This window comes from Bacillus spongiae (assembly GCF_037120725.1).
Taxonomy (GTDB): Bacteria; Bacillota; Bacilli; order Bacillales; family Bacillaceae_K; genus Bacillus_CI; species Bacillus_CI spongiae.
Genome location: NZ_JBBAXC010000018.1, coordinates 17,036 through 43,187, shown reverse-complemented (window position 1 = coordinate 43,187; position 26,152 = coordinate 17,036). Strand labels below are relative to the sequence as shown.

Annotated in this window: 30 protein-coding genes; 7 read left to right on the top strand and 23 right to left on the bottom strand. The window is 34.0% G+C overall.

Annotation, left to right across the window (positions count from 1 at the left end; genetic code table 11):
* Positions 1-15: 15 nt before the first annotated feature.
* The 8 genes from WAK64_RS18190 to WAK64_RS18155 form a co-directional block, all read right to left on the bottom strand.
* Positions 16-192: a hypothetical protein gene (locus WAK64_RS18190; protein ID WP_336588427.1), complete on the bottom strand. Its 177-nt coding sequence runs from the start codon at positions 190-192 to the stop codon at positions 16-18.
* Between the two features lie 100 nt (positions 193-292).
* Positions 293-676, bottom strand: a complete 384-nt coding sequence (locus tag WAK64_RS18185; RefSeq protein WP_336588426.1) for a DUF4362 domain-containing protein — start codon at positions 674-676, stop codon at positions 293-295.
* A gap of 327 nt (positions 677-1,003) precedes the next feature.
* Positions 1,004-1,444, bottom strand: coding sequence for a GyrI-like domain-containing protein (locus WAK64_RS18180; RefSeq protein WP_336588425.1), 441 nt, complete (start codon positions 1,442-1,444; stop codon positions 1,004-1,006).
* 16 nt (positions 1,445-1,460) lie between these two features.
* A complete protein-coding gene (locus WAK64_RS18175) occupies positions 1,461-2,213 on the bottom strand; it encodes a MerR family transcriptional regulator (RefSeq protein WP_336588477.1) in 753 nt (250 codons plus the stop codon).
* A gap of 24 nt (positions 2,214-2,237) precedes the next feature.
* Positions 2,238-3,023 (bottom strand): VOC family protein, encoded by a 786-nt coding sequence (locus WAK64_RS18170; protein ID WP_336588424.1) that lies wholly within the window; start codon positions 3,021-3,023, stop codon positions 2,238-2,240.
* A 718-nt stretch (positions 3,024-3,741) separates the two neighbouring features.
* Entirely contained in the window at positions 3,742-4,104 is a 363-nt protein-coding gene (locus WAK64_RS18165; RefSeq protein WP_336588423.1) for a hypothetical protein, read from the bottom strand.
* A 474-nt stretch (positions 4,105-4,578) separates the two neighbouring features.
* On the bottom strand, positions 4,579-5,256 hold the full coding sequence (locus WAK64_RS18160; protein ID WP_336588422.1) for a DUF1129 family protein: 678 nt from the start codon (positions 5,254-5,256) through the stop codon (positions 4,579-4,581).
* Positions 5,246-5,584: a PadR family transcriptional regulator gene (locus WAK64_RS18155; RefSeq protein ID WP_336588421.1), complete on the bottom strand. Its 339-nt coding sequence runs from the start codon at positions 5,582-5,584 to the stop codon at positions 5,246-5,248. Before WAK64_RS18155 ends, WAK64_RS18160 begins: the two co-directional genes overlap by 11 nt.
* Before the next feature lie 479 nt (positions 5,585-6,063).
* Between WAK64_RS18155 and WAK64_RS18150 the strand changes: the two genes are divergently transcribed.
* Both WAK64_RS18150 and WAK64_RS18145 read left to right on the top strand, forming a co-directional pair.
* Complete coding sequence (locus tag WAK64_RS18150; RefSeq protein ID WP_336588420.1) at positions 6,064-6,870, top strand: helix-turn-helix domain-containing protein; 807 nt, start codon at positions 6,064-6,066, stop codon at positions 6,868-6,870.
* Between the two features lie 26 nt (positions 6,871-6,896).
* Positions 6,897-7,250 carry a VOC family protein gene (locus WAK64_RS18145; RefSeq protein WP_336588419.1) on the top strand — a complete coding sequence of 118 codons (354 nt, stop codon included), beginning with the start codon at positions 6,897-6,899 and terminating at the stop codon, positions 7,248-7,250.
* Positions 7,251-7,472: 222 nt separating this feature from the next.
* Here WAK64_RS18145 and WAK64_RS18140 read toward each other — a convergent pair whose 3' ends face one another.
* From WAK64_RS18140 to WAK64_RS18110, 7 genes are all read right to left on the bottom strand, one after another.
* Positions 7,473-8,285, bottom strand: coding sequence for a hypothetical protein (locus tag WAK64_RS18140; protein WP_336588418.1), 813 nt, complete (start codon positions 8,283-8,285; stop codon positions 7,473-7,475).
* A 1,260-nt stretch (positions 8,286-9,545) separates the two neighbouring features.
* Complete coding sequence (locus WAK64_RS18135; RefSeq protein WP_336588417.1) at positions 9,546-10,058, bottom strand: GNAT family N-acetyltransferase; 513 nt, start codon at positions 10,056-10,058, stop codon at positions 9,546-9,548.
* 714 nt (positions 10,059-10,772) lie between these two features.
* Positions 10,773-11,567: an LYR motif-containing protein gene (locus tag WAK64_RS18130; protein ID WP_336588416.1), complete on the bottom strand. Its 795-nt coding sequence runs from the start codon at positions 11,565-11,567 to the stop codon at positions 10,773-10,775.
* Positions 11,568-11,730: 163 nt separating this feature from the next.
* Complete coding sequence (locus WAK64_RS18125; RefSeq protein ID WP_336588415.1) at positions 11,731-11,877, bottom strand: hypothetical protein; 147 nt, start codon at positions 11,875-11,877, stop codon at positions 11,731-11,733.
* 267 nt (positions 11,878-12,144) lie between these two features.
* Entirely contained in the window at positions 12,145-12,609 is a 465-nt protein-coding gene (locus WAK64_RS18120; RefSeq protein ID WP_336588414.1) for an NUDIX hydrolase, read from the bottom strand.
* Positions 12,610-12,825: 216 nt separating this feature from the next.
* Positions 12,826-13,542: a MerR family transcriptional regulator gene (locus tag WAK64_RS18115; RefSeq protein ID WP_336588476.1), complete on the bottom strand. Its 717-nt coding sequence runs from the start codon at positions 13,540-13,542 to the stop codon at positions 12,826-12,828.
* A gap of 62 nt (positions 13,543-13,604) precedes the next feature.
* Positions 13,605-13,991, bottom strand: a complete 387-nt coding sequence (locus tag WAK64_RS18110) for a thiol-disulfide oxidoreductase DCC family protein (RefSeq protein ID WP_336588413.1) — start codon at positions 13,989-13,991, stop codon at positions 13,605-13,607.
* Positions 13,992-14,238: 247 nt separating this feature from the next.
* On the opposite strand from WAK64_RS18110, the gene WAK64_RS18105 reads away from it, so the two are divergent.
* The 3 genes from WAK64_RS18105 to WAK64_RS18095 all read left to right on the top strand — a co-directional run bounded on the left by WAK64_RS18105 (position 14,239) and on the right by WAK64_RS18095 (position 16,981).
* A complete protein-coding gene (locus tag WAK64_RS18105; protein ID WP_336588412.1) occupies positions 14,239-15,180 on the top strand; it encodes an LCP family protein in 942 nt (313 codons plus the stop codon).
* A gap of 180 nt (positions 15,181-15,360) precedes the next feature.
* Positions 15,361-15,942: a TetR/AcrR family transcriptional regulator gene (locus tag WAK64_RS18100; protein ID WP_336588411.1), complete on the top strand. Its 582-nt coding sequence runs from the start codon at positions 15,361-15,363 to the stop codon at positions 15,940-15,942.
* A gap of 118 nt (positions 15,943-16,060) precedes the next feature.
* Positions 16,061-16,981 (top strand): zinc dependent phospholipase C family protein, encoded by a 921-nt coding sequence (locus tag WAK64_RS18095; RefSeq protein WP_336588410.1) that lies wholly within the window; start codon positions 16,061-16,063, stop codon positions 16,979-16,981.
* A gap of 248 nt (positions 16,982-17,229) precedes the next feature.
* Here the strand turns inward: WAK64_RS18095 and WAK64_RS18090 are convergent, their stop codons facing one another.
* From WAK64_RS18090 to WAK64_RS18065, 6 genes are all read right to left on the bottom strand, one after another.
* Positions 17,230-17,472 carry a YkuS family protein gene (locus WAK64_RS18090; RefSeq protein ID WP_336588409.1) on the bottom strand — a complete coding sequence of 81 codons (243 nt, stop codon included), beginning with the start codon at positions 17,470-17,472 and terminating at the stop codon, positions 17,230-17,232.
* Positions 17,473-17,625: 153 nt separating this feature from the next.
* Positions 17,626-18,888, bottom strand: coding sequence for an ATP-binding protein (locus WAK64_RS18085; protein ID WP_336588408.1), 1,263 nt, complete (start codon positions 18,886-18,888; stop codon positions 17,626-17,628).
* Between the two features lie 258 nt (positions 18,889-19,146).
* Entirely contained in the window at positions 19,147-19,509 is a 363-nt protein-coding gene (locus tag WAK64_RS18080; RefSeq protein WP_336588407.1) for a VOC family protein, read from the bottom strand.
* A 13-nt stretch (positions 19,510-19,522) separates the two neighbouring features.
* The gene (locus WAK64_RS18075; RefSeq protein ID WP_336588406.1) at positions 19,523-20,533 is read right to left on the bottom strand and encodes an S-adenosylmethionine:tRNA ribosyltransferase-isomerase; all 1,011 of its coding nucleotides are present in this window, start codon (positions 20,531-20,533) and stop codon (positions 19,523-19,525) included.
* On the bottom strand, positions 20,533-21,252 hold the full coding sequence (locus tag WAK64_RS18070; protein ID WP_336588405.1) for an SDR family NAD(P)-dependent oxidoreductase: 720 nt from the start codon (positions 21,250-21,252) through the stop codon (positions 20,533-20,535). Before WAK64_RS18070 ends, WAK64_RS18075 begins: the two co-directional genes overlap by 1 nt.
* A gap of 181 nt (positions 21,253-21,433) precedes the next feature.
* Positions 21,434-22,000: a nucleotidyltransferase family protein gene (locus WAK64_RS18065; protein ID WP_419465970.1), complete on the bottom strand. Its 567-nt coding sequence runs from the start codon at positions 21,998-22,000 to the stop codon at positions 21,434-21,436.
* A gap of 133 nt (positions 22,001-22,133) precedes the next feature.
* On the opposite strand from WAK64_RS18065, the gene WAK64_RS18060 reads away from it, so the two are divergent.
* On the top strand, positions 22,134-22,649 hold the full coding sequence (locus WAK64_RS18060) for a DUF4367 domain-containing protein (protein ID WP_336588403.1): 516 nt from the start codon (positions 22,134-22,136) through the stop codon (positions 22,647-22,649).
* A gap of 411 nt (positions 22,650-23,060) precedes the next feature.
* Positions 23,061-23,339: a DUF2651 family protein gene (locus tag WAK64_RS18055; RefSeq protein ID WP_336588402.1), complete on the top strand. Its 279-nt coding sequence runs from the start codon at positions 23,061-23,063 to the stop codon at positions 23,337-23,339.
* A 95-nt stretch (positions 23,340-23,434) separates the two neighbouring features.
* On the opposite strand, the gene WAK64_RS18050 is transcribed toward WAK64_RS18055, so the two are convergent.
* Together WAK64_RS18050 and WAK64_RS18045 are read right to left on the bottom strand one after the other, a co-directional pair.
* Positions 23,435-24,835, bottom strand: a complete 1,401-nt coding sequence (locus tag WAK64_RS18050; RefSeq protein WP_336588401.1) for an alpha/beta hydrolase family protein — start codon at positions 24,833-24,835, stop codon at positions 23,435-23,437.
* A gap of 466 nt (positions 24,836-25,301) precedes the next feature.
* A complete protein-coding gene (locus WAK64_RS18045) occupies positions 25,302-26,072 on the bottom strand; it encodes a DUF7683 domain-containing protein (protein ID WP_336588400.1) in 771 nt (256 codons plus the stop codon).
* Between the last annotated feature and the right edge of the window lie 80 nt (positions 26,073-26,152).

Sequence of the window (26,152 nt, the reverse complement as noted above, 5' to 3'; positions counted from 1 at the left end):
GGGTTTACTCCCATATCACTTAGTAGTTTTTTTTATAATATTAGGAAAAATAGATGGTGTTAGTCCATAATTCTTACAATATAAGCACTCACAATGGTCTTCTTCACCAATAAGAGGCAAGTTCTGATAGTAGGATAAAGTCTTATCATAGTCGATTTCAAGTTCATATTCTGCAATCCTTACTAGCTTCACTTTGCTTACCTCCATTTCATTTAGTTGTTATCTCAGTTCGTCTATTCAATTTAATCCTAATTTTAGCATTAAAAAGTTAAAACACCTTAAATTAAGTAATTCACTTATTCGGAACAGATAGTAATTCTAAATCACCATTAAAGTTGCCCGAACATTGAACAAGTATATATTTTTTCATCTCATTTCCCTTCTCAATTTCTATTTTTTTACAACTGAATTTTTCTATAAAATTTCCATCTACACTATAAGAAACATTAACCTGCTCACCATCAAAGGTTAGTGTCATCAATCCACGTTGTCCTTCAATTCCATACCGCACATAGTCTATGACATCATTACTTTGATTTTCTACACTCTGAATAAATGAATTTAACCTTTTTAAATTTTCTATTTCACCGTGTGTATTTACTACTTCCTCATTATTTGTTTGACACCCTGTTATAAAAAGCATTATAAAAATTATTCCGATAGTAACTGATCTCATATAGACCTCCTCACTTCTAAATCTAGTAAACATATATCTAAAGTTCTTACTCTGATAACTACCCAATTGCTTTATACCAATTATTTCAAAACAAAACCTTCCATTCAATCATTTTTCCACTAAAAAACGCTTATCTTATTTCAGATAAGCTCCCATATGCTGAAGGCAAACAGAACCATAGAAACGAGATCGCAATACAAGGAAAGAAGATGACAAACTGCGTTATTAACAATATAACCGCACGAATAGACACGCTATTAAATAAGCGCGCCCAATCGATGAGTAAGCATCTAACGTATTCCCATAAATAAAGTGTTTCTTTCGTATCTATCTTATAGGTAGATAGATTTCCACTTCTTCTCCGTTTTCTACAGGATGATAAGTTTCTATAATATATGAATCTTGTTTATTATGATATCCTTGCTCTTTCGCCCATTCTCCTAATTTAGAATGAAGTTTACCAACTTCCATAATACTCCCTCTCGTTACGACAAATTCATCCTTTACTTCAATATATTCCATTTCTGAAGGGGTTTCTGTAATAGAATCAGGCACAATAATTCCTACATAATACTCTCCTTCAAGATGAGCATCTCCCTTTTTAGGCTCAAATAGGGCAATTTCCGTTCCAGTGTGGGTTGATATTTCGTCCACCCTACTCATAAATTTCTGAGCATTCATTGGTACTTCGTTTCCATAGTTTTTGAATTCCCCTTTATGTTTCATTCCGACAAGTTTAAATGTTCTTTCAAGTTTTTTAAATTTCATACTTTCTCCTCCTTGATTAATTGGAATTCATTACAGGTATTAGGTATTGAAATGTTTCGCTTTGTGGTGTTTCATACTTTTCGATTTTTGAGCCTGTTGGTATAAATCCGTATTGCCTAATCAGTTGAATGAAACTGAAACATAGGAACTCATTACCTGTAAAGCAATCCATACTAGCAAATAAAGTGGGTTCCATGGTTTCCATAACAGCATCATCGCTCACTTTTGGAGGTTCCCCAACGACTATAAAACCTACTTCCCCTTTCATTTTTTTCCCTTTTGTCTCAATAATTCTGACAAATGAATCAGCGCCTAACTTGTATCCTGATTCGGTTAATAATTCACGATCTGTTACCATAAATTCATGAAAGGGTTTTAGTTTGCGCTCTACTGTATGTGAAATCCATACAAAGTTTACCTGCTCACCCCAGCGAACTAAATGGAGATGGTTCTCTTTAGGCGTTAATCCTCCCAGGTACTTTTCTGCAATTTTTAAGGCTGATATCTTAGATTTCACATCATCTTTCCACTTCCAAATGAGTTTGTTCTTTAACTCCTCAGTGGCTGATAAAAATGTTTTAATATCTTCTATTTGAATATCTGCGTTGCGCAATGAATTGATCATGAAAGCTTCAAATAGCTGGTCCTCTGAATAAACTCGATAACCATTTTCAAATCTACTTTCAGGTACGAGGAGCATTTTTTTATCATAAAAACGCAATGTACTCGGAGGAATCCCAGTCTTATGAGAGAATTGTTGAATCGTCATAAACACAATCGTCACTCTCCATTTTTACAGTATAGGGTACGACCATACATTTATTCGATTTCCATCAGGATCGAAAAAATGAAATCCACCCCACCCCTCCTTCGGATTTCCAGCAATTTTAGATGGTACAATTTTTTTGTCTAGTAACCTTTGATATGTTTCATCGAAATCTTCCGGTCGGATATCAAAATATGTACGGACAGACGGATTTCCTTTTACTTGTCTATCTATTTTCTCAAGAAAGATATTATTCATAAACGAATTATGAAGGACATGTTTTTCATATGCATCTTCTGTCTGAAGATGAGCATGCTCTTGACCTACAGAGACTTCCAAAAATCCTAAATGAGTGGTATACCAATCGACTGACCTACCGATGTCAGTAACCCCAATGCTAGAATGCACTTCACCAAACCCTAATACTCTTGCATCTGGAAACGAATCTTTTTCTTTAATATTTTCATATAAAGTTAACCTAGCATTCTCAAAACCAAATACATCAAGACTCTTCATGCCATTGATTAGTGGCACTACTTCAGTATATTCAATATTGTGCCGGTTAAAATAATCTACCGTTCTCTTTAAATCACCAACCTCAAAGCACAATTTAAAATTCCCTTCTTCTGCTTCTTCATCATTTTGAAGATGTTCACAATCGGAGTCCAACGCTTTTAAAGTAATAACTCCTTCTTTCGGCATTTTCAAAAATGCTTTTTTACCGACAGGTGTTTGAACTTGATCAAGACATTCCCATCCGAAATGGGTTGTGTACCATTCAATCCCTTCATCAAATTTCTCCCAAGAAACCATTATAAATCCGCCATCCCAACGAAATATTTGTCTGCCATTTCCTTTTCAAGAACTTATTACCATATGTATATCCTAAACCTTGAAGTTAGTTTAATGTCAATTATTTTTTGATATTTTATTTTCCTTAAAAAACAATAAGGTAACTTCTGTTAACGAATTCTGCACATAATCTAACTCAACAGTATGGTCTGTTAATAAAAAGAACACAAATCTTTAGTTTAGATTTGCGCACTTTAATAGAAGCAACTTCATTTGGTCAATGCAAAGTAAAAAAATTAAGTTTCTAACAGTACTTTAGGGATTTGTGGAGTTAAACGTTGATAGGAGTCTCGATACATGGTGTTAAAAGAAGTTTTTAGGGTAACGAAAAAGTTCGATTTCATATTGTGAAATCGAACTTTTTAATATTGCAACTACCATAAAATTGTAAGTACTTATTTATTAACACTACCTGATAAAATATAAGGTTTTTAAATTGTTAAGTAAGATAGCTTAGAAAATGAGGAACAAAAGTAATTACACCTAAATAATAGTCTATAAAAATACAACCAGCCAGTTGCTGACTATATAAGAAAACATCACAGTACTAGAGATATTCCTTGAATACTAGTGTTTTATCAAGAAGAATATCTTTGTACAGAGATTTGTATGTAGCTTTCTGAAACTTCCATCCTTATAAGCCTAAACAAATACTTTTGATAGGAGAAAGCAAAGCGTCTCATTTGATACAATAAGAATCAATTCTTTGCAGTTCATTTTTATCATTAAAAATGTAGACATCACAGGCTGAAACAAAAGATAATTGTTCACCATTGCGAATAAATTCAGCTGTTCCATTTACTGCCACGCAATTTTTTTCGGAAATTACATTCAATGTAGTGAATTTAGTAGTTATAGTTTTGAAATAATTTGAGGTTTGCTTGCATTCTTCTATTACCGCTTCCCTACCTACTAGGGTTTTGTCACCTACGATATTCCATTCAATTATTTTTGCTAGGAATGGAAAAGTAGGCTCAAAATTACCATTAGAAAATAACTCTGCTATTTGACTTTGCGTAAGAACATGGCTTTCTGAAGTCATCGTTCAATTCCTCCTTAGATCAACTTTATTTTATAATATTGATGTCTTACCACAATTTGTTGTTTTTTATTATTCATTGGAAGAAATTATACCTGTAGGACTAATCTCCCTCTATACTAGTTACAATAATTGAATTTTCGGTTACCGTTCTTTATATAAATGGCTAATCCTTGTTTCGGAATTGCGCTCTTTGGCCGTAAAATTAAAAATAACATGTATTTTTCTTTTCCTCTAACCCTTTGTGAACAGAATAAGATATTACTCTTTCATCATTTGGTCAATGTTATAAAGTTCAATTTTACCTTTTTCACTTCGATAATCTCTATAAGTATATTCCTCAACTATCTTTATGAGTCCTTCTTGAAAGTAAGACAATATAAAGAATCAGCAGTTGTTTTTATTTCACTCTCCCGTATAAGCTTTAATAAATTCTCAGGTGAAATAAAACACTAAATCCTTTCTATTCTTTAAACATTATTTTGTGAAATGATATTTGCGATCTAGCCATTTTGAAGTGATAAGTATTGCTACACCAACTATTAGGTATACGAAACCTCCCATTTCAATTGCATATCCGAAGGGAGGAATTATTTTTGTTAGAAACATCATAATTAGAAGTGAGATAGTCACAATCAAAAAAATTAAGAAAAAATCTTTAACTTTATTTGAAACTTTGTAAACAGAAAGTTGCAGCCATTTGAAAATCAATAAAATGTCGAGAAAAATAATAGCAGCAAGAACTAAAAAAGTAACAAATATTGTTCCTATATAAACTGTCTGATCGCTACCTTTAAGATAGTGGATAATAATATCTCCTATTCCATTTACTACAGCTAACAACCCTGCTAGCCTAAGCAACAAAAAGCCTATAAAAAATGATGTACTATTCCATGGTTCTTTAGGTAACTGTTTGATCATTTCATCACAATAAGCTGAGGGATTCTTTCCAAACACATCTTCTGCACGTTTTCCTTCATTCTGTGCATCGATTATATGATCTAAAAGTTCCATTAATAATTCTTCTGATTGTTGTTCCGAAATGACTATACTTGTTCGAATATAGACTAACATTTTGTCATAATACTCTTCATTTTCTTTTGTAAGTACTTTACGTTTTTTGTTATTTAATTGAATTAGCTCTTTAGCGTTCATCACCAACACCCCTATTCAATAATTTATCAACAGGTTTCTGAATATTTTTCCATTCTTCTTGAATCTCAAATAATGCTTTTTCCCCCATATTGGTAAGTTGGTAGTATTTTCGTTTAGGTCCTGACGGGGAAGCTCGCATTTCACCTTTAATTAATCCCTCCTTTTGAAGACGAAGCAAAATTGGATAAATAGATCCTTCACTAACGCCATTTAGGCCAAATTGTTGAAGTTTTTGTGATAATTCATAACCATAAATCGTTTCTATATCAATGATTGATAAAATGCATCCCTCTAAAATTCCTTTTAATAATTGACTTCTCAAAGACATTATTTTTCATCCTTATCGCTATATTGTAATACAAGATACCTTTTCTAAATAAAGCTACCTTGCAAAACAAGATAGCTTAATATTTATTATCATACCCTATTTATGGTAATAAATCAAACCCATTTTAATTGCTCATTTAAATGGCCTTCAAAATGTCCATCTCTGTTTTCTGAGATTAAACTGTTTATATACCCCTATCCTACCCGTTAACTGAATACTAATCTTTCAAAATCCAATAGCTTACTAAGTAAAGACTTTTAACAAAAAAGCTCATCCTGTACTGGATAAGCCCCCGATTTCTGAACAAAACTTTAAGATTCTTCTATTAATATATCTCTATGGCTTGTAATATAAATCCTCCAAAATTCAACATTTATTAAGAAGGAGAATCAACCTAGTTACTTGAATATACTGATAGAGAAAATGACCGTTAGAGGGTGTTTTAAATTACTCGCTTTGATTTATTTCAGCCAACAATTATGCCAAGTCCATATACTAAATATAAGGAATACAAACCTACACCATCACTTCATCCCTATATTTATTGTTATTGGAGTGCCACTCCTTATGAGGAACAAATTACAGAATATACATATGAAATCATTCCTGATGGCTGCACAGATATTTTATATGAATACGATAAAATAAACCAAACCAGTTCAATAAAATATTTTGGCATTTTTGAAAGTCCATTCAAAATAACTGAACAATACAATCCTGGAAAAATTACATTTGGAATACGCTTTTACACTGGAAGCTCTGCTTATTTTATTAGTGAAAGGGCAAAAGACACTGCTGAAAATGCTGTGGATTTAAACCAATTAATCTCACCTGCAATTAAAAATCTTCATCATGAACTTTACCAAGCAAAAAATATAAATAATATGATTGTTGCTTGTGACGAAGTGTTTACACAGGCTATCAAGAAAGGGAAGCTTCTGCATCAAAATTCCCTTCTTAATAATATACTTTATCAAATTGTTACAGGGCGCGGTAATTATTCAATTGAAGAATTAAGCAAAAAAGAAGTCATTGGACAAAGAAGGATGAATCGTCTTTTTGAAGAGCGTATAGGGTTAAGTCCTAAAAAATTTAGCCAAGTTATACGGTTTCAAACTGTTTTGGCAGATTGGTTATATAAGCTCCCTGCTGAATTTTTGGCAGATGAATATTATGATCAATCACACATGATAAAAGATTTTAAGAGGCGAATAGGAAGAAAACCTTCTTCAATTAATGTGTCCGATTTTTACAATACAACCTTTCAACTCCCCGATAAAATGTAATCAGAAAGAAATAAGGAGGAGTTAAAATGAAAAAACATACAGGCGTAACATTCCAGGTTCTCGTTCAGAATTATGAACAAGGGATAAAATGGTATGAGATATTATTTAATCGGGAACCAGACTTCATTCCACATGAAAATTTTGCTGAATGGGAAATTGTAAAAGGAGCTTGGCTGCAAGTAGCAAAAGGGTTGCCCACAAAGGATAACGGTCCGTTAAGACTAGGTGTTGAAGACATCAATTTGGAGCGTAAACGTTTGATAAATGCATTGAATTTAAAGATTGAAGAAGTCAATACTCGCGAGGGCGTACCTGTAGCTTGGTGTTCATTTAAAGACCCAGATGGAAATAGGGTTGGGTTATTTCAGGAATTAGAATAAAGGCTTTTTCTTTTGAATATTACTTATAGATCATAGTAGTGAATAAGGAAATGGGAACTTCCTCATTAAGGAAGTTCCCATCAGCATTTCATTGTTGTGCCCATTAACAGAGGACTTACTCTCAAGATAATATAAGTAATAGTCATTTGCTTTTGCTCCTGTTTAAACGAAGTACCCCGTGAACACAAGAAATGTATTACTTTATCCAGCCACTTCTTCCTTTTAACATTCTTCTTCGGGGTTCAATTTTACCTGTTTCCACTTTTCATTACCTACTTTGCGATATTGAGCAATTTCTATGTCAGTCCCATTTGTTAATGTAAAAAAAATAAAATAATAATCAGCGCCATCGTTACCGTGAAAATAAATATGTTTAACATAACCATTTTTTGTCGTTGGGTACCTTTTCTGAATTAACTTGCACCAATTCCCATATTTCACATCGACAACTGCTTCCGCGTTATGTTGCCAGAGGTGGTAAGGTGCGCATAAAAAATCCTCAGGAAACTGCTGCACATCTGAAATACGATAACCTTTTTGCTCTTGATCAAGCTGAATAAATCCGTAAGAATAACCAAAATACTCCGCTCTCTTGTCCTTAAATCCTTCAATTGTTTCAATTTCATAAAAAAAACGTAATCCTCTTATTCCATCTGGCACCCGACAAAGCTTGATCAAACTCGTATGCCCAACCCCAGCAAACGAATTTAAATAGTCTTCATAGCTTAATTCTTTTTGATACTCCTCAGATAAAAAATTGTAGGCAAGTGGAAAAGGAATTCGAGCAAAACCAACCGTTCCGCAATGACGTCCTCCCATGTTTTCGGCTTCACGCAAAATGCTAAAATAATTGACAAGAGTATCTTCAGGGTTTTTTGTCAGCTCTGTAGGCACCTGGATTTGGTCTTGAGTTTTTTCATAATAAGGATTGAAGAACTCTGAAGTTTCAAATCTCAAATTCAAAGCTGGTAAACTAGATGGACGAAAATATTTTTGGTGATACACAGCTTCGTCCATTTGATTCTGTATTAACACATTCATCACCCCACTTTTAGTTTATGGGCTAATGAAGGATAGGTGAAAAACATTACCACCGTATTATATTCAAGAAATGTGCCAAAAAATTACGATTCTTTTAATATGAAAAATATCTCTTAAATAACCAATTATTAATATGTTAACCTAAATCCACACTATTTTCTCTTCATGATTTTTGCATTATTTAGGAACAAAAATAAAGCTGTTGTAAAGCCAATTAATATATATTTGATTACTCCCTGTGGAAAAAAGTAATCTATCGCTGCTATACATAAGATTAGACCGATTATACTTAATGTTATTCTCAAACCTAAATTCATTTTTTCACCTAACTTGAATTCGAGACATTCTTAATAGAGATTACTAACAGTCTTCAAGATAAAACTGCTTTAATAGAAAAAAGTAAATCATTTAAATTTTTTGTAGACCTTCAGGTGCTTGGCGTTTATTTATTTTTTTCAATTCTTCCCTAAGCTTCTCAACTCTTTTAAATTTTTTCAATGTAAGCATTGAGTAAAGTGCAACAGCTGGTGTTCAAATATTTATTTAAAATCCTGGCCATTGCTTTAATAAGGGGAGATCTAGTCTTCGTTTTGAACGTCAACTCTTGTGCCCGATTTTTGTATTCATAATCCAATTTGATTGTAACTTATATTCCTATACCTTTATTTCATTAATTCTCTTTCAAACACAAAAAAGAACGCTGATTCTTATTCTAAATTAGCGCCCGGCTGCCAAAGGTCTGAATTTGAGATAATCTTAAAAGGGTAAAGTCTTCAAGCCCCTAATGTTTAAGACTCGATTTCACTTAAGTATTATGGTTTCCCATCAGTTATGTAACCTACATAATAGCCAATAAACATCAGAATAAAAAAACTAAACAACATAAGAGTATTAGATATAATTAACCAATAGTTTTTTATCAAGGATGCGAATACTATTCCAACTGGAGCAATAATAAAAGTTATCATCCAAAGAGGACTAGCCACATGAAATATTATATTTGGAACCCAAACACCCACGCAAATAATGAAACTACATTTAGCAAGTACCCTGAAAAGCTTTTCTTTGTTCATAAAAACCCCACTCCATCTATAATGAGCATTAGTTTATTATTTTTTACTAAGTCTTCCAACAGCTGCCCTTTCATTCAGTAACAATCATTTTAAAAAAACTCAAACCTTACAAAAACTTTTTCAAACATAATAAAAGCGCGATGTTAGATTAGCGCACCCAATTGCTTAAAAAGGACTTTCATTAGTCAATCTGTATCCACTCCATTAAGTTTAGGTCATCATTAAGTTCTTTAATTCTTTTAAAGCCGCACTTCTCGTAGCACGAGATGGCTCTAGTATTATTATTTTTCACCTCCAATACAACCCTTGAGGCACTTTTATTTTTACTAAGGTAATTTAGAATCAATAAAATCATTGATGTACCAATTCCTTTACCCCATAATTGAGTTTCGCCAATAAATTGGTCTATTCCAAAGATATTTTTGTTTTCTGAATAACCATATTTCTTCAATTCGGCTTCTTGAATCTCATAGTATTGTATATATCCGATTGGATTATTATTATGTTCTACAATACAAGGTTTAACATAATGCTTCCCTTCAACTCTTGGACCGTATTTTTTTATTACTTTATCTAAGTTTAAAGGAGACTCCTCGTAAAATTCCAAAACCTTTAAATCATTCAACCACCTTACCATCAAGCCAAAGTCATTACTGTTCATATTCCTAATTAATAATTGGTCTTTCAGTATCATATATTTTCCATCCTTATGTATATAAATTCTATCATTTAATCCATGTTCCTTCTTCACCTTTTCATGAGAAGGGGGCTTCTCTATTCCAAAAAAGCGCCCAATCGCTGAATACTCGATTTCAAAGATTTATTATTTTGCTTAACAATCTAAAGCTATTTTTTTAATCTACATTAATATTGGTATTACTTATTCTTACTTTTAAATACCTAGAGTCCGAATGAATATCCAAATAAGAAATATACAGCTACAGTAATAACCAAAATACTGAATAAAGGCACAGTAATAGGAAGGGTTTTACCTACACCTTTTTTTAGTTCTAATATTGTGAATAAAATTCCTAATAACGCTGATATTGGTGTCAGATAGAGAAATACAACAATTGCTATTAGCCCATGAAATGGAGCTATTGTAATAAAAAGAAGGCATTGAAGTAAAAAAAATATATTACTAGTTTCCCTAACTTCGATTCCAAAATAACACCCCTAAATTATATAAAAGTTTATCTAATTCCTAATTTTAACATAAACACGTAAATAAGTTATTCAACCATTTTAACTGTTTGCTCAATAAAAAATGTATGCGCATATTAAATGTTATTACAACTACTCAGTTTCTTTGTAAATCGAAAAAAACCACAGCTAATATCATACCTGCGGTTTTTCGTTCTAATTTATACAGATTAGAGTTGCGCTTTTCTTGAAAAGTTAATACGGTTTAATTAATTTCGACACTTTGCCCATTGTTAGGAATACTCGAATTTACTAAATTGACCCCAAAAACCACCTTCCATTGTCCATTTTCTTTATAAACTATTTGAGTCGAAGTTGTTTGAAAATGGCTATATTTCGCTTGCAATTGAACGATGGCAACGGAATCATTGATCATATTAATTTCAAGTGGTGTCACCTCTGGTGCTTGCTCCTTATTAAGTGCTTGAAGATGGTTCGTAAGGTGTTCCATTCCAATTTGTGGTGGGATCAGTAAATGTTCTTTCACTTTATTTTTATTCCCATCCTTTAATGCCTTAGCATATTCCATTAAGTCATTTTCAACTTCTGCTTCTGTATGATCTCTTTGGCCAGAAGATTCAATGTATTCTGGTCCGGAAATCCCATTTATTATTTTCCATTCCCCATTTTTTTGTATAACAGGCTTTGTATTAATCGATATCCTATCCTTATACGTCGACTCAATCGACACAGCGGCCACTTCGTTATTAATTACCTTTAAATCTGTAATTTTAGCTTGTTGCAAAGGGAATTCTTCACAAATTTTTGTATAGAATTCCTTTACATTCATGACATTATGATAATAATGAGAGAATTTCATCATTTCATCAATATTGCATGACTTCGTAGCTTCTAAAAAGTGAGTAACATCCGCCAGCACTTCTTCCTTCGTATCTGCCTTAACACTAGTAACATAAATTGTGCTAAAAAAAAGCAAAGAAACACCAAGAATCAAATATCTAATGAAAATATCTATTTTATAACTATTTGGTTTATTCAAGACCCTATACCCCTTTCAATTGGAGAAATTTTTATTTCTATTACTATTTGTTAAAAAGATAATCGTTATTCTATGAACACGAGGTCGAAAACCGTAAATAAATTCATTTAAATAACAGACATTATAGGGGCTTAAATTAAAACACATTAGTATAAAAGCTACATCATTCACTTAAATTTGGTGTCCAAGTCGAAAATTCCTTCATATCATATTTTTGAATCCACTTAAAAAACTCATCTATACTCTGAATATCATGTTCAAGAACAGCCTGATAAACATAAATAGAGGATAAATCAATTTTACGTTTCATTAAATCTTCCTTAATAGATAAAATCCATATTCGTGAGAAAATAGATAAACCTGCGCATAAAATCTAATGGGATTAAATAGAAAAGGAACATTCCTAATAAGGGATGTCCTTTTTTTAATAAATAAATTGAATTCTTAAAAAAGTGTAAGGAATATATTGTAAATTCTTTATAAATTTAAACTGGTATGTACCCGGTCCCTTTATTCATGAAAAAGCCTAACTCTTTTATAGTCTTAGTCTTCCTAGAGAAATCTGTATTAATTTTTTTTACTCTAACCTTTTTAATTGTTTAAATGGCTTTACAGTCCAGGCTTCATAAGGCAGGGTTCCGGTTCCTTTTAAAGCGTCTAACGCTCTTGATGCCATATGTGGGCGTGTAATATAAAAAGAAAGGTTTTCTTCCGTTAATGGAATAAATTTCGCTTCTTTTATCTCTTCCTCTTGTAGCGATAGGTTCCCCCCGATATATTTCCCTCTGAAAACAAGTGATAAAAGCTCGTTCGTCACATTATAATAAACACCTGTGACAGATTCTACCTTCATTTCAATTCCTGTTTCTTCAAAGAATTCTCTTTCTGCTGCTAGGTGGGGTGGCTCACCTTCTTCTACTTGTCCACCTGGTAGCTCCCACGTATCTGTTCGATTATGAGTTTTTATTAATAATACTTCATCTTTTTCGTTCATGACTAAAGCCGAAACTGCAATAATATGTTTAGGTGATTGATATTCCAACGATCCTCTCCCCTTTCAACAAACATTCCTTTTATCCTACCATAATTTTCAAACTATTTACCACGTGAGAAAACCAACAAAAAAACGCCTCCTACTAATCAAGGAGACAGGCTTCTCTGCATACTCGTTTATCTCTTCTCTTATAAATTCATTTCGTTGAAAGGTTGATTAGTTAGACTGTCGATCACAATATATATACATCGCATCTCTCATAAATTAAGCCAAACCTTTCTGCGTACGATCAATATTCTTCTTGAATCGTTTATCATTTACATATAAATCAGCTAGCCCTCGAAAAATATCAACAGTGCAGTCATAAAAGTTAGCCGTAATATGCTGGCGCCAGGCGGTGACTGCTCGTTGAACTTCTTCATCCTCAGGCCCAAAAGGCATTCGCGCCCCAATTCGCTCAAAAACCTTTTTCTGTTCTTGTTGAATTCGTTCCCAATCAGCTTCAGAATAAGTAGAGGTTTTCTGATTTACACGTTCAACCGTTTCCTTCCCGTATTTCTCTCTTATTTCCTCAGCATATTTGGTTTGATATTCTTGGATATCTCTCATATCAAACCCTTTAAACATTTCGTCTTTATTCATTTTGCTCCCCCTTTCCATAGCATCTAACGTCCGGCTCACCGTTTGAATCATTTCCTCCAAGCGTTTTTTCTTTTTGAACAGTACTTTCCGGTGATATTCCAGTGCTTCTTTCCGATCAAAGCTAGGATTATCTAGAATTTCTCCGATATCTGTTAGCGAAAAGCCCATTTCTTTCAGAAATAAAATTTGCTGTAATCGTTCAAGATCTTTATTCGAGTAGAGGCGATAACCCGCAGAAGAAACCGAATGAGGTGGTAGCAGTTGAATTCGATCATAATAATGAAGGGTCCGTACGCTAACCCCAACAAGGTCCGCCACTTCCTTGACTTTATACATAATATCTCACCTCAATTTCATCATAAAATATGACGTTACGTGAAGGTCAACATTTATTTTAACTTTTATAAAAATCGATTTTTCCACTCCGGCTTTGGAATCATACACGTCTCACTTTTGCCAAACCAATGATACCGATTTTTTGCAACCCATCGATAAACAACGTTACGAAGTGGCTTGGGGACAAGGATAAATATGTAAAGAAGAGACCATAGTCCTCGTAATTCCTTTAGAATTTTTAATACAGCAGTTGATTGATTATATACTTTTCCATGCTCGTAAAGTAAGACAGAATCCATAATCTTTTTTTCTTCGCTCAATAATTCTGCTACCGCATCCGACTCCAAGGAAGCGAAGTGAAATTTCTCCTTATGATCATGCTTCAATATAAACTGAACCGTTCCTTGGCATAACAAGCATACCCCATCAAAAATGACCACTCTTTCTTTCACGATGAATTCCTCCCAATGTTTCAACAAAAATATTAAAACCGACCGAACTATTCTGTTTATTATTCTAACGCTCCTTTTACCTCTATGTTAACGGAACATTACCTTTTTTTCATGATTAGCTGTAGCTTTAGTGACCTAAAAATAAATTAAATTGCATGTTAACTTTCTAACATTTACCTTAATGATTTTGCAATTACTCGCAAACGCTATAACTAACTCAGTTTTAAGACCTTAAGGAGGTGCATGAATGAGAGCTACAAAAATACTGTTCATTTGGATACTTATTTGTATGACCAATTTGCTCGGTTGTCAAAACCTGAACCAATCTACTCCTGAAAGCAAGCAGCCAATCCAAAATTCAACTGGAGAAGATAAAGGTTTCAAAGAAACCTTAAAAGAGAAACCTATTCACTTTCTTGTCTTAGGGGTAGATAAAAGAAAAGGTGAGAAAAAATATAGAACGGATACCATTCTTGTTGTTCGCTACGATTCAAAAAAACATTCCTTGAAGGTTGTATCCATCATGCGGGATAGTTACGTCAAAGTTCCAAACGATAAACATGTCTATAATAAAATAAATACTGCTTTTTTTAATGGCGGACATGAATTGCTTAAACAAACCATTCATCAAAACTTCGGAATTGAGATTGATTATTATGTTACGATTGATTTTGAAGGATTTGTAAATATTGTGGATACATTAGTACCTGAAGGGATAAAGGTAAATGTTGAGCAAAAGATCATTGATGATATGGGCTTAAAATTAAAAGCTGGTGAAAATGTATTACATGGGGAAGAGTTATTAAAATATGCGCGCTTTAGGCATGACGCTTCCAGTGATTTTGGTCGTGTTGGCCGTCAACAAGAAATTCTCGTTGAAGTAATGAATCAACTGCTCAACAAATTAAATTCCACTGTTGGAATCGTAAAAGCACCAGCTCTAGTAGAAAGTACACTTAAATATGTTACAACCGATTTATCAGTGGAACAAATACTTACGTTAAGTTCTGATGTTTTATTACATCCACTAGAATCCGTTGATACGATGCGAATTCCTGTTGGAAACAATTATAGGAATAAAAGAACTGGTCATGCAGGAGCTGTATTAGAACTGAATTTTTCTAAAAGTATAGAAGCATTGGATAAATTTTTTACGGAGCCAACGCCTGTTGACGAATCGGTAGAATAAAGAGGTTTACACAAACATAGACCATCCTCTTAAGAAAAGTTAAGAAAAGAACAGACACACAGTGGTCGGTTCTTTTCTTCCTGTTGTTTAAATACACCTTGCAATATCCAATAGCATATAGTACTGTCAATCCAAATGACCTTCTTAGTCATATGGTCATAATCACAGTGAGGTGATGTTATGTATATTAACCGAAAACAATTAATTATTGATGCAGCGGAAAGAACTTTTTCATCATTTGGTTATAAAGCAACGACTATGGAACAAGTAGCAAAATTAGCTAACGTAGGAAAAGGCACCATTTACACTTTTTTTAAAAATAAAGAAGAATTATTCGATGAAATAATCTCTTCAATGATAACAGAAATGAAAAAAGAAGCAGAGGATGTTTTTGACTCAAATTTATCCTTTTATGAAAATGCTCATCAATCTCTTTACAAAATATTAGAGTTTAGAAAGAAACACCAACTAATGATTAAGCTCGTAGAAGAGGAAAAACAAATTGGTACCCTTGCCGTCCAAGAGGTAATGATTCGAGTTGAGGATGCCATTATTTTATTTATTGAACAAAAAGTAATCACCGCCATTGACAAAAAAGAAATTCGACCTTGCGATCCTAAATTAACAGCCTTTCTCTTGTTAAAACTGTATAAGGCCTTAATATTTGATTGGGAAAAGAGGAATGAATCTTTAAATAAAGAAGAAATTGCCCAATTATTTGAGCTCTATTTTTTCCAAGGGTTATCAATTAAAGAAAACTAACTAAACTATTTGTTTAGTTCATCCTGCTAAAACCTTTCAAAGTGTAATTTTTTCACACAAAGTTCATTAACTGTGGTACATTTTGCTTAATAGGTCATTTAAGTAAGGAGCTGTTCATATGCCAAACATTTGGACTCATATTGTGTTTGCTGAACGACTATTAGAGGAAGTCCCCTTAATCACTTTCAATAATAAAGAGAAATCCTATTATCGTTATGGATCACAGGGCCCAGACCCCTTTTTCTATCATCGGTTCTGGCCATGGAAAAAATCCGAAGTACCACAAATTGGACTAAATATTCATTATCAGCATTGTGGTCCGTTTTTAATGGATATGATTAAAGAAGGAAGGGAAACTAACGACCTCAACGTTAGAGCCTATATACTCGGTTTCATTACCCATCATATTCTAGACCGTAAAACACACCCTTACATCATTTTTCGATCAGGGGAAGAAGGCTATAAACATCAACTATTAGAAACGACCATTGATACCTTAATGGTGAAAAGAGAACGAAACCTTGATACATGGAATCATCCAGCCTATGAACAAATTGAGGTTGGGGAAAACATTCTTTTCCCAATAGAAGATCTTTTAACCCGACTAATTCAGAAATATTTTCCTGATAGCATAAAACTTGCGCCAACTCGCTTCGTAAATGAGTCTTACCAAGATATGATTAAAGCCTTTAAATTTTTCCATGACCCTTCTGGCTTAAAAAATAAACTTCTATTCGGAAAGATAAAACCTTTTTCACACAGAAAACGTTTTCCGAATAAAGACTATTTAAATGAAAAAAAACAAGAATGGCTACACCCAACTAATGAGCAAGAAAAAAAATCCTCTTCATTTATTGAGCTTTATGAGGATGCTTTACATGAGGGCAAGGAGATTTTTCACTTACTAGAGGAATATTGGATTCAGAATGATCCACATGTATTTTCACTCATAAAACAAAAAATCGGGAATTTTTCTTATGATACAGGAAAAGACAGTACTACACGAGAAGAGCTTCAATTCTTTGACCCCATTGTATAACACGATATGAAAAGAAAATAGTCTATTAGAGAAAGTAGTCTTTTACTCTAACTATCCCAGAAAGAAAGTTGTACAAAAAGGGGAAGTTCAATAAATGCCGACTTTATAAGAAAACCTCACAAACTTGAAATAAAAAAGACGAAGAATGTTCTTCGTCTTTTTTGACGGGTAAATAACTACTACCAACAGTTTAGACAGGTAAATATAATGATGTTATCGTCTGTGGCGCTCTTCTACTCTTTGATTCTTTACGGTAATCTAGAGTCTACTTGTTGACATATTTCATCCGCACTTAAGCCACTTGCTTCAATAACAGAGCCTTTCGTTGTCGCACTTTGAATTCCCATTACATTGGAGTCAAGACCTGTTACAACACAACAATCACAACTTGCTGCATCTGTCGATTGGTTTAATTCCACGACTTGATGACCTTGTTGCCGAAGCGCATCCATTACGTTAGTAAGGGACTGCTCTACGCCAATCTTTGCCATATATTCCACCTCCTCAACATCCACTATTTTTTGAAAAAGGGGTGAAATTTATACATGTATTAAATGGCTCAATAATTCATTTAAAAACAAATGCTGCTATTGAAAATGTGCTAAGACAGGGACTCCACATCATTGATTGAGTCGATTAACAAATCACTTTACTGTGAAGTTGTTTAATGGCAGTGTAACGGTTACATCTGTACCTTTGCCTAAAACACTATTATACTTTATTTTCCCTTCCATTTTTTCAATAATCCTGATCGTGACCATCGTCCCGAGTCCAGTCCCTTTATCTTTCGTCGTGTAAAATAATGTCCCAATTCTCGACAGTTGTTCTTTATCCATCCCTTTTCCTGTATCACTTATAGAGATTTTCGCCATACCATTTTGATTTTGCAGGGTGACGGATACTTGTCCTCCAGTATCTGTTGCTTCAATGGCATTTTTCAAAATATTCACAAGTGCTTGTTTTAACTGGCCTTTATCTGTAACCAATTCACAATGGTGATCAAGTTTGTTCATTAAGCTTACACCTTGCTTTGTTGCCATTGGCTGTAATAATAAAACAACCTCTTGACAAATAACCGATAAATCGTGTTTTTCAAGTTTCTCAAATTGCGGTTTTGCAAAGTTCAAGTAATCATTAATTATCGCTTCCGCTCGAGCTAATTCTGTTAAAACAATGGATAAATATTCAGCATTTTCATTCCGTTCCTTTTTCTCCATTAATTGTAAAAAACCTTTAATAACAGTTAGCGGGTTGCGTACTTCATGAGCAATGGAAGCTGCCAGTTCTCCTAATGTGTTTAATTTTTCTGCTCGTCGCATTTCTTTTTTCATATAATTTCTTTCTAAAATCGTTTCATATACAATGGACACTAGTCCAACAGCGATAACTTGAATGATAAAAAAGATGAAAAGATCCTTTAATGGACCGATCATACTTTGGACTGAAAGCTGTTCAATCAATATGTAACTTATAAATATACCTAACATGACAATGGTTGGCCACCACCCAACAAACATCGCTGCAATCATTCGACTTTTAGGCGATCGCTTCATAAATCCTTTCGAAAATAGGAGTGGTCCAATCAAGGCAATTACTGCGCTAATATATCCAAAAATAAGTGCGTCTCCACCATTAACCGTTCTTGCTAATAAAATTGAACTAAATACAATCCCTCCTGCAACAGGCCCTCCATATAAAAAGGCAAAAACTAGGGGAACATACCGTAAATCCCAATACAACCCATAATGATAGTAAGGGAAGATCATACATAAAAAAGCTGCGATCCCTTGCATAAAACCATGAAGGTACGGTGTTTCACGAATTGATTTTTTCTCAAAGAACACACTAATTAGTAAAGTAGGAACTAATATAATTAAGACATGAAGAAACAACTTTTCTGCCAACATGATTAAAACTCCTATCATATGATGTATAGTAGATTCTTTTCGACAAAATCCTCTTATTCCCTTCATCATTCTATTTTTTATTCATCAAACTCTTACAACTCAACAAAAAATTACAAAACAAAAAAGCGAGAATGAAATTTTCACCCTCACCAATTTCCATCATAATAGTTTAAAGTCACTTTTTCTTTCCTTCCGTCCATTTAATCCATACTGTAAGACAATTGACAACCCCCTTACGACCAACCACTTCTCCTAAGGTCATAAAGTTGTCTTACCTGTCCCTACTTCGAGCAATTCAATGATTTCATCATCAGGTCCTTCATAAAATACGACTTTCCACCCATTATTTAAATCATAGGGCCCTTCAATGGGTTGGAGATTATGATTATTCAACCGTTTCATCCACTTTTCTACACAATCCACTTCTAAGCAAAAATGATGAGTATTTTTAGCCATGCTTCCTTTAATGAGTTCAAGTACGACCTCCTCCCTTTGAATAAAAAGAATATCTTCCTCTAAAAATTGAAGGAGCTGCTTTACTTTAAAACCAAAATGTTCTCGATAAAAAGAATGAGACGCTTCTAGATTATTTACCATTATCCCTATATGATGCACCTTCATTCGACATCCCTCCCTATGGTAAAATCAAATTCATATCACCAAATTCATGCCAGAGATATCCGTGCCCTAAGGCTTCTTGATATGCCAAAATGAGGGACGATTCTTCTACAAACGAAGTAAGTAAGTGCAAATGACTAGCTTGTGGCTCATGAAAACCTGTTATTAATCCATCTACTATTTTTCGTTCATAATCTTGTTGAATATATAAAGTTGTTAACCCTTTTCCCGGGCACACTTTTCCATAGTCATTAACGGCTGATTCAACTGCTCTTACCACGGTTGTTCCAACAGCCACAATGCGTCCACCATTAGCCTTTGTTTCATTGATTCTCTGCGCTGTTAAGCGTGGAATTTGAAATGCTTCGGGATGGTGCTTTGGATTTGGCCACTGATTATTTTCATAATAGCTTAGCCCCGCATGTAGCTGAAGAAATTCTGTTTGAACTCCTTTTTCCTTTAAACCTTTCAACATTTCCCACGAAAAGGCTCTACCAGCTGAAGGCATTTCAACCGACCCTGGTGCTGAAGCAAATACCGTTTGATAATAGTCTAATGGCCATGGTGAATCTATATATTCGTAACGAATGGGTTGACCAAACCTATATAAATGGTCGAAAAAGTCCCCTCCTTCTTTAGAGAAAGATAAGACTTGAAGAGGCTCTTCGCTCCCTTTTCCGACAATTTTACAATGAAGATTCCCTTCAAGCACAAAGTCTTGATGGCCCTCCTCTTTGTTTGTTAAAAGAATGGCTTCCCATAATTCGTCTTCTCGTTTCCTCGATAAGCGAATTTCTACATCTGCTCCTTTTAATACAGCTGGAATGGTACGACTATTATTGAAGAGTAGTAAATCACCTGATTGTAAAAAATCAGCTAGCTGTCGAAATTGAGTATGAATGGTCTTTCCACTCCGAGCATGAAGCACCATCATCCCCACTTGATCACGTCTTCCACGTGTCCATTCAATTGGCATTTTGGCATTTAAATGTGAAGGGATTTCAAATGAATTAGCTAACGCCCCCATTATTCACTCCCCTCCCTATTAAAATTTTGCGCTTCAAACCGCTTTCCTGTTACACCGTTTGATTCATCTGATACTAAAAATTGAAACACATCTAGAACCTCTTCAGGCTTTGCTAGATCATAATCACAATTAGGTACTGCCCTATCATGCATGCTAGTGTCCATTTCTCCAGGGTCGACGAGATTCATGGAAATATTTGTCCCTTCAAGTTCATCCATCCAAATTTTCGTTAATCCCTCCAAAGCAAATTTTGATACCCCATATGCTCCCCATTCAGCAAAACCCGTCTTTCCTGCTTCTGAAGTAATATTGATAATCCTGCCAGAATTTCTAGACATCATGCCTGGTAAAACCCTCTTTGTCATAAAGAATGGATTCATTGCGTTTACTAGGAGCACCTCTTGAAATGCTTGATTTCCGTAATCAGCCAATAAAGTAGGTCCAGGTCCAAAAATGGAGGCGTTGTTAATTAACACATCAATTGTTTCAATTTGTTCTTCCACAACGGAGACAAATCTTTCTACCTCATTCGGATTGGCAATATCAGCTTGAATCGCAATCACCTTCGCCGCTCCAAGCTCCTCAGCTTCTCGCTTAACGATACGTAATTCGGCTTCACCTCTTGCACAAATGGCTAACGTATGACCTTGTTTTGCGAAAGCTAACGTCAATGCTCTCCCTAAACCTTTTGATGCACCCGTAATCATAATATTTTTCATTTCTTTTTCCCCTCTCGACTTTTTCTTACTTCAATTGTAGAAGATATGAAAAAGACTGAAATCGGCAAGAAGGGTAGAATTTCTCTCTTTCATTTGGCTAGTCCTATCTACGACTTTTGTAGGATGATTTCGATGCTTTTTTAATTGAATATGTGATTACTTAATAAAAGGCTGATTCATTCTAAATATGGTGGACTTCAATCTTATACCAGATAGATTTCCAATTTTTCTTCATAATTCTTTCTTCATAAATTGCATGATGTTTTTGTGAATTTCTAAAATAAGCTGTTGGCTTTACTTTTAAATGAATTACATCCTCCATTCCACAAGGTGCCGTAAGAACAATATTGTTTTCTTCGTCTAATTTCACACCAAGAGACGTTGCCGTTTCTGGGAATTTAGAAATAGCATCCTCCGAAGAAGAATAAGGTGGAACTTGATTGACAACATGCATTCTCGCCTCATTCTTAACAGACCAAGGTACATTCGGTAAGATGCCTCTCAATGTATTTTCTAAGTTTTTTTCCGTTAATTCATCCGTATTTTCTTTATCAAAATAGATCACGTCAACATCTTCTATTTCAGTCCGTTTATTAAATCCGTGCAACGTATCCCAAATTTTTGAACGTACAAATCCTGCGCATATCCACCAATCAGGTAAGTTTAACGCCTTGGCTGCACTCAAAATATTCATCATTTCATCATCATCTTGAATTAATTTAATAACATCTTCTTTTGTTGTTACCATAGCCATTTCTCCCCTAACACAGAACATATATTCGTATTGTATCATAATAAGAGGATGTTCCGCATACTTTCTAGGATAAGAAACTTTTATACATTAATTGTCGTATACCCAACATATAGAGGAGGGATCACTTTTGAAAAAGATTCTTTTATTATTAATAACGATTCCAATTTTTGTAATAGGATGCAGTAGTGAAGCTAATTTAGTTACATATGATAACGAGGAACTTACAAGGATATTCAAGAATGAATTCGTTCAACCGAAACATTCAGAAGAATTAAATGAAGAAAGCTCTCTGCCAAAACTACCTACAAAATTACCATTTAAGCCAGATCAGGTTGATTTTTCTCAGCCTCCTCCACATTATGAAGAAGGCTCTCTTTTCCTAATCTTCGATTTTTTAAGTAAGGGTGAAAGTTATGCTCATCTACAACTGCAAGTAGTAAATATGGAAACAGAGTATGATACGGATTTTGAAGCTATAAAAATAGGAGATATCGAAGGCTTTTATTATTCAGAAAGTCCCGACCTTATGTTATTGAATTGGGTGGAAGAAGAGATTCATTATGATTTAAAATATGTTGCATCGAGTTCTGATAAATATATTTCAAAAGAAGAATTCATTACGATAGCTGAGTCATTTAAGTAATAATAAGCGGCGTGTTTCTTTCATAAGAGATGCGTCTTTGTTTTGTGATCAATGAATTGATTTTATAGTGGTGAGACTTGAGAGAACGTTCAAGATGATAATGGAATGATATTTTATGAGCATTTCGAATATAATGTCCTATTAAGCTTTCCAAATGGAGCCAAACCCTCACTTTTATCTTGTATATTTCTATGTGATTAACGTTGAACCATTTATATAAGAGAACGAAATACCTCTATAATGTGTAATTACGAAAAGCTTTGTTAGGCACGACTTCATAATGATGACCTTTACATTAATTTTAGTTTAACTCCTTTTTTATCTAGACTTTTTCTAAATGGTTTGTTTTTTGAATAAACAAGGATATTATTTATTATGATATCATTCTGATAAATAGCGAGGAGAAATGTTATGGGATATATTGAGTCAATCGACCCTTTTCTCATGCAGTTGTTTATTGTTCCACTTATAGTGATAGGATTAGGGCTTTTAGCATCTATTATTGTTAAAAAGGCATTGGTTGCACCTTTAATAACACTGTTATTAAATTTATTATATGAAACTTGGTATATGAAACACTTTTTCTCTGAAATTAACTACACATCTTGGAATATTATTTTCCCCGTAATCTCATTTGGGATTTCTTGGGCAGCACTTTCCAGTTTGAAGCAGCAAAACAAACAAAATTAGACCACCTTATTATTGGTTACCATGCCGACGTAAGTATTTCCTCAACTTGATTTTCAACTACTAAATTCAAGCCAATGGAACTACTTTATAACATGTCAATGGTTTACTTTAAATTTAACAGCTGGATATTTCTCTCCTAAATGTTGGAGTGTCGGTTCACCCGTACCTTTAACATACTGATCAAAAAATGCAAGCGTAAATTCCCTTACTAGTCGGTGAACCTTTTTTGGATTTTCTCCTTTTGCACGATTCAATGGGCTAAGTAGACTTACATCTGTGAAACTAGCATGAGTAGAATTTGGGATTAGTAAAGACAAGCCGCCCCCAACGATACTTTTTTCATTTTTTGACAAATAGTCATAGTATTCTTTCTCTATGGACTCCCGCGTTTTACCTAATTGGTCTGCTGACTTCAACCATTCGTCCAAACTCCAAGTAGTGTTCATCAAGAAATACGGCTTTTCTCCTCCTTCTTCAGGGACTGTTCCTCCGATTAGCCCACCGTCCATGTTGATGGCAGCTTTTACTCGCTTGTCTTGCTGTAACATCCAGTATGAGGTAGCACCTCCGAACGAATGTCCAAACATACCGATTTTCCCCAAATCTAACTTACCCTTAAACCGATCGTTTTCTCCTCCATTGTTCAACTCTTCAAGTTGGTCAAGCACAAAAGTTGCATCTGCTTTCCAGGTTGACATCAAATCATTAAGGTATGAGTTAGATGGATATTTTTTTGAGTTTATCACCGTTCTACCATCAGGAAATACCGTTGCGAGAGCACTATACGTATGCTCCATACCGACTACGATGTAGCCATGACTCACTAGTTCTTCGATTTGAAACGTTGCGGAATTACGTGGACTACCATAACCGTGTGAGTATATTAACACTGGGTATCGCTCCTGCTCTGATGACAGACTCGCTTCAGACAAAGAGTGAGTCCTGACCTGGTCTAAATGACTTAAGGGTATCCCCACTGTTCTCGTTATTTCTGGTGTAAAGTATGGCTCAGGTTCCTTCTCGCTTTCTTCGGTAGCCGGGTACCAAATTTGTATCATAAGCTCTCGATTTCCTTGTGTACCTTTCTCAAGGGTTTCTAATCTTTTCTCATCTGTCCAATGATACGTTACCGTTCCTACAGAATAAGCTCCAGTTGGATTCGGTAAGGAGAAGATTGGAAAGAAGGTTGGGAGAAGAATGGCGCTGGCCAAATAAACGGTCAACATTGTTATTTGAATCGTTACTGTATACCATTTTCTCTTGTTCTTCTTCTTTCTCCCAACATAGAGATACGCCGCTATAAGGACTATCGTCAAGTATGCGGGAATCATCCGCCAAGTTATCCCCTCAAATACCACTTGACCCATCACCGCTAAAATCCCCACGATTAAAGGCCAGTGCGATTTACTAGTAGAGGTAGCCTTTATTCTCTTCGAGAACACCCAGTACAATAACCCAAAATTAACGCCTACAAGTAAAATCTCCCAAAATCTCATGTGATTTCAACACTCCTATCCATTTTTCCTGTCATAGATGAAGGGTCTGTTTTTGAAAAATAAAGCATCCTAAAAAATGACAATGTAACTCAAAATTACTTTATTTATAAAACATAAACTGTTTTTACACGTTAAAAATAGTTTATCAAATCAAAATATTCAATCAATATTAAAGATAAGGCAAATTATTGACTATTGGCCTATTCTCCTATTTTAATCTTATGTTAATAGGTAATAAGGGTAGAGTTCCGATGGATTTTCCAGTTTTTTTTGAACTCTAAAATTATTATGTTCGCCCCTTTAAAAATATGTAGAGTACCTATACTCCTCAAGAAAAATTCATTCTGTGATTCTTATAATTCTCATAGTAATCATTACAATCGGTGCATTTCATATTTTCTAAATGAAAATTAATGAAAAGAGTTTGAAGAGAGGTGAAGATAAGTGAGAGATAACCTTATATAAACTAGTCATTAGATACTAAAGAGTAATTATATTTACTAAAATCTATTTTATGTTTTATTTTCTTTTGAAAAAAGTTAACATATTCTTGTTTAATAGGAAAAGATCCTATTACAGGATGGATGTTAGAAAGCTGAAGTACACCTCTATATTCCTCTAAAGTAATACCCTTCAGTAATTCTGATCCTTCAATAATTTCTTCATCAATACGAATCCATTCTATACCTCTTGTTACATTACTTTCAGGAATATAATATGGAGAGATCATTTCCTCTACAAAAAGGCTATTATTAATAGTAAAATCTAAGGAACCACTTTGAACATTGTTTGACCCAATGTACATATAATAATCATAACCAAAATGTACAAAGAAATCTTTAGATATTAATTGACAGTAAATAAGCTCTCTTAAGACCATTTTAGAAACTATAGGTACATTATCTATACTCAGTTCTATATCCTCTTCTAAATGCAGTAGGTGGAAGGCGGGGTCATACAAAGGTGACGTTTTATCGGTAGAATTCAGATTATCTTTCTCAAGATCAACCAATCTTACACTTTTTATATTATTTAGTTGAATAAAATTCATAATCGTATTTATATATGCTTTCTCTACGTCTAAATATTCACTTAACGTGAGAGAATTGCCATTTACCATTTTTCCTATATCATACGCACTTGTCCATTCATCTGTTATAGTATAATGACCTTCATCATTTCTAAAATCTGGATTATATTTTGTTATTCTATACTGATATTTAATTTCTCTACTCAAGTTAATCTCCCATCCCAATATTCTCTAAAGTCACGAGTGTTCTCGGCTAATTCATAAAAATTACGAATCGCTTTGCATAA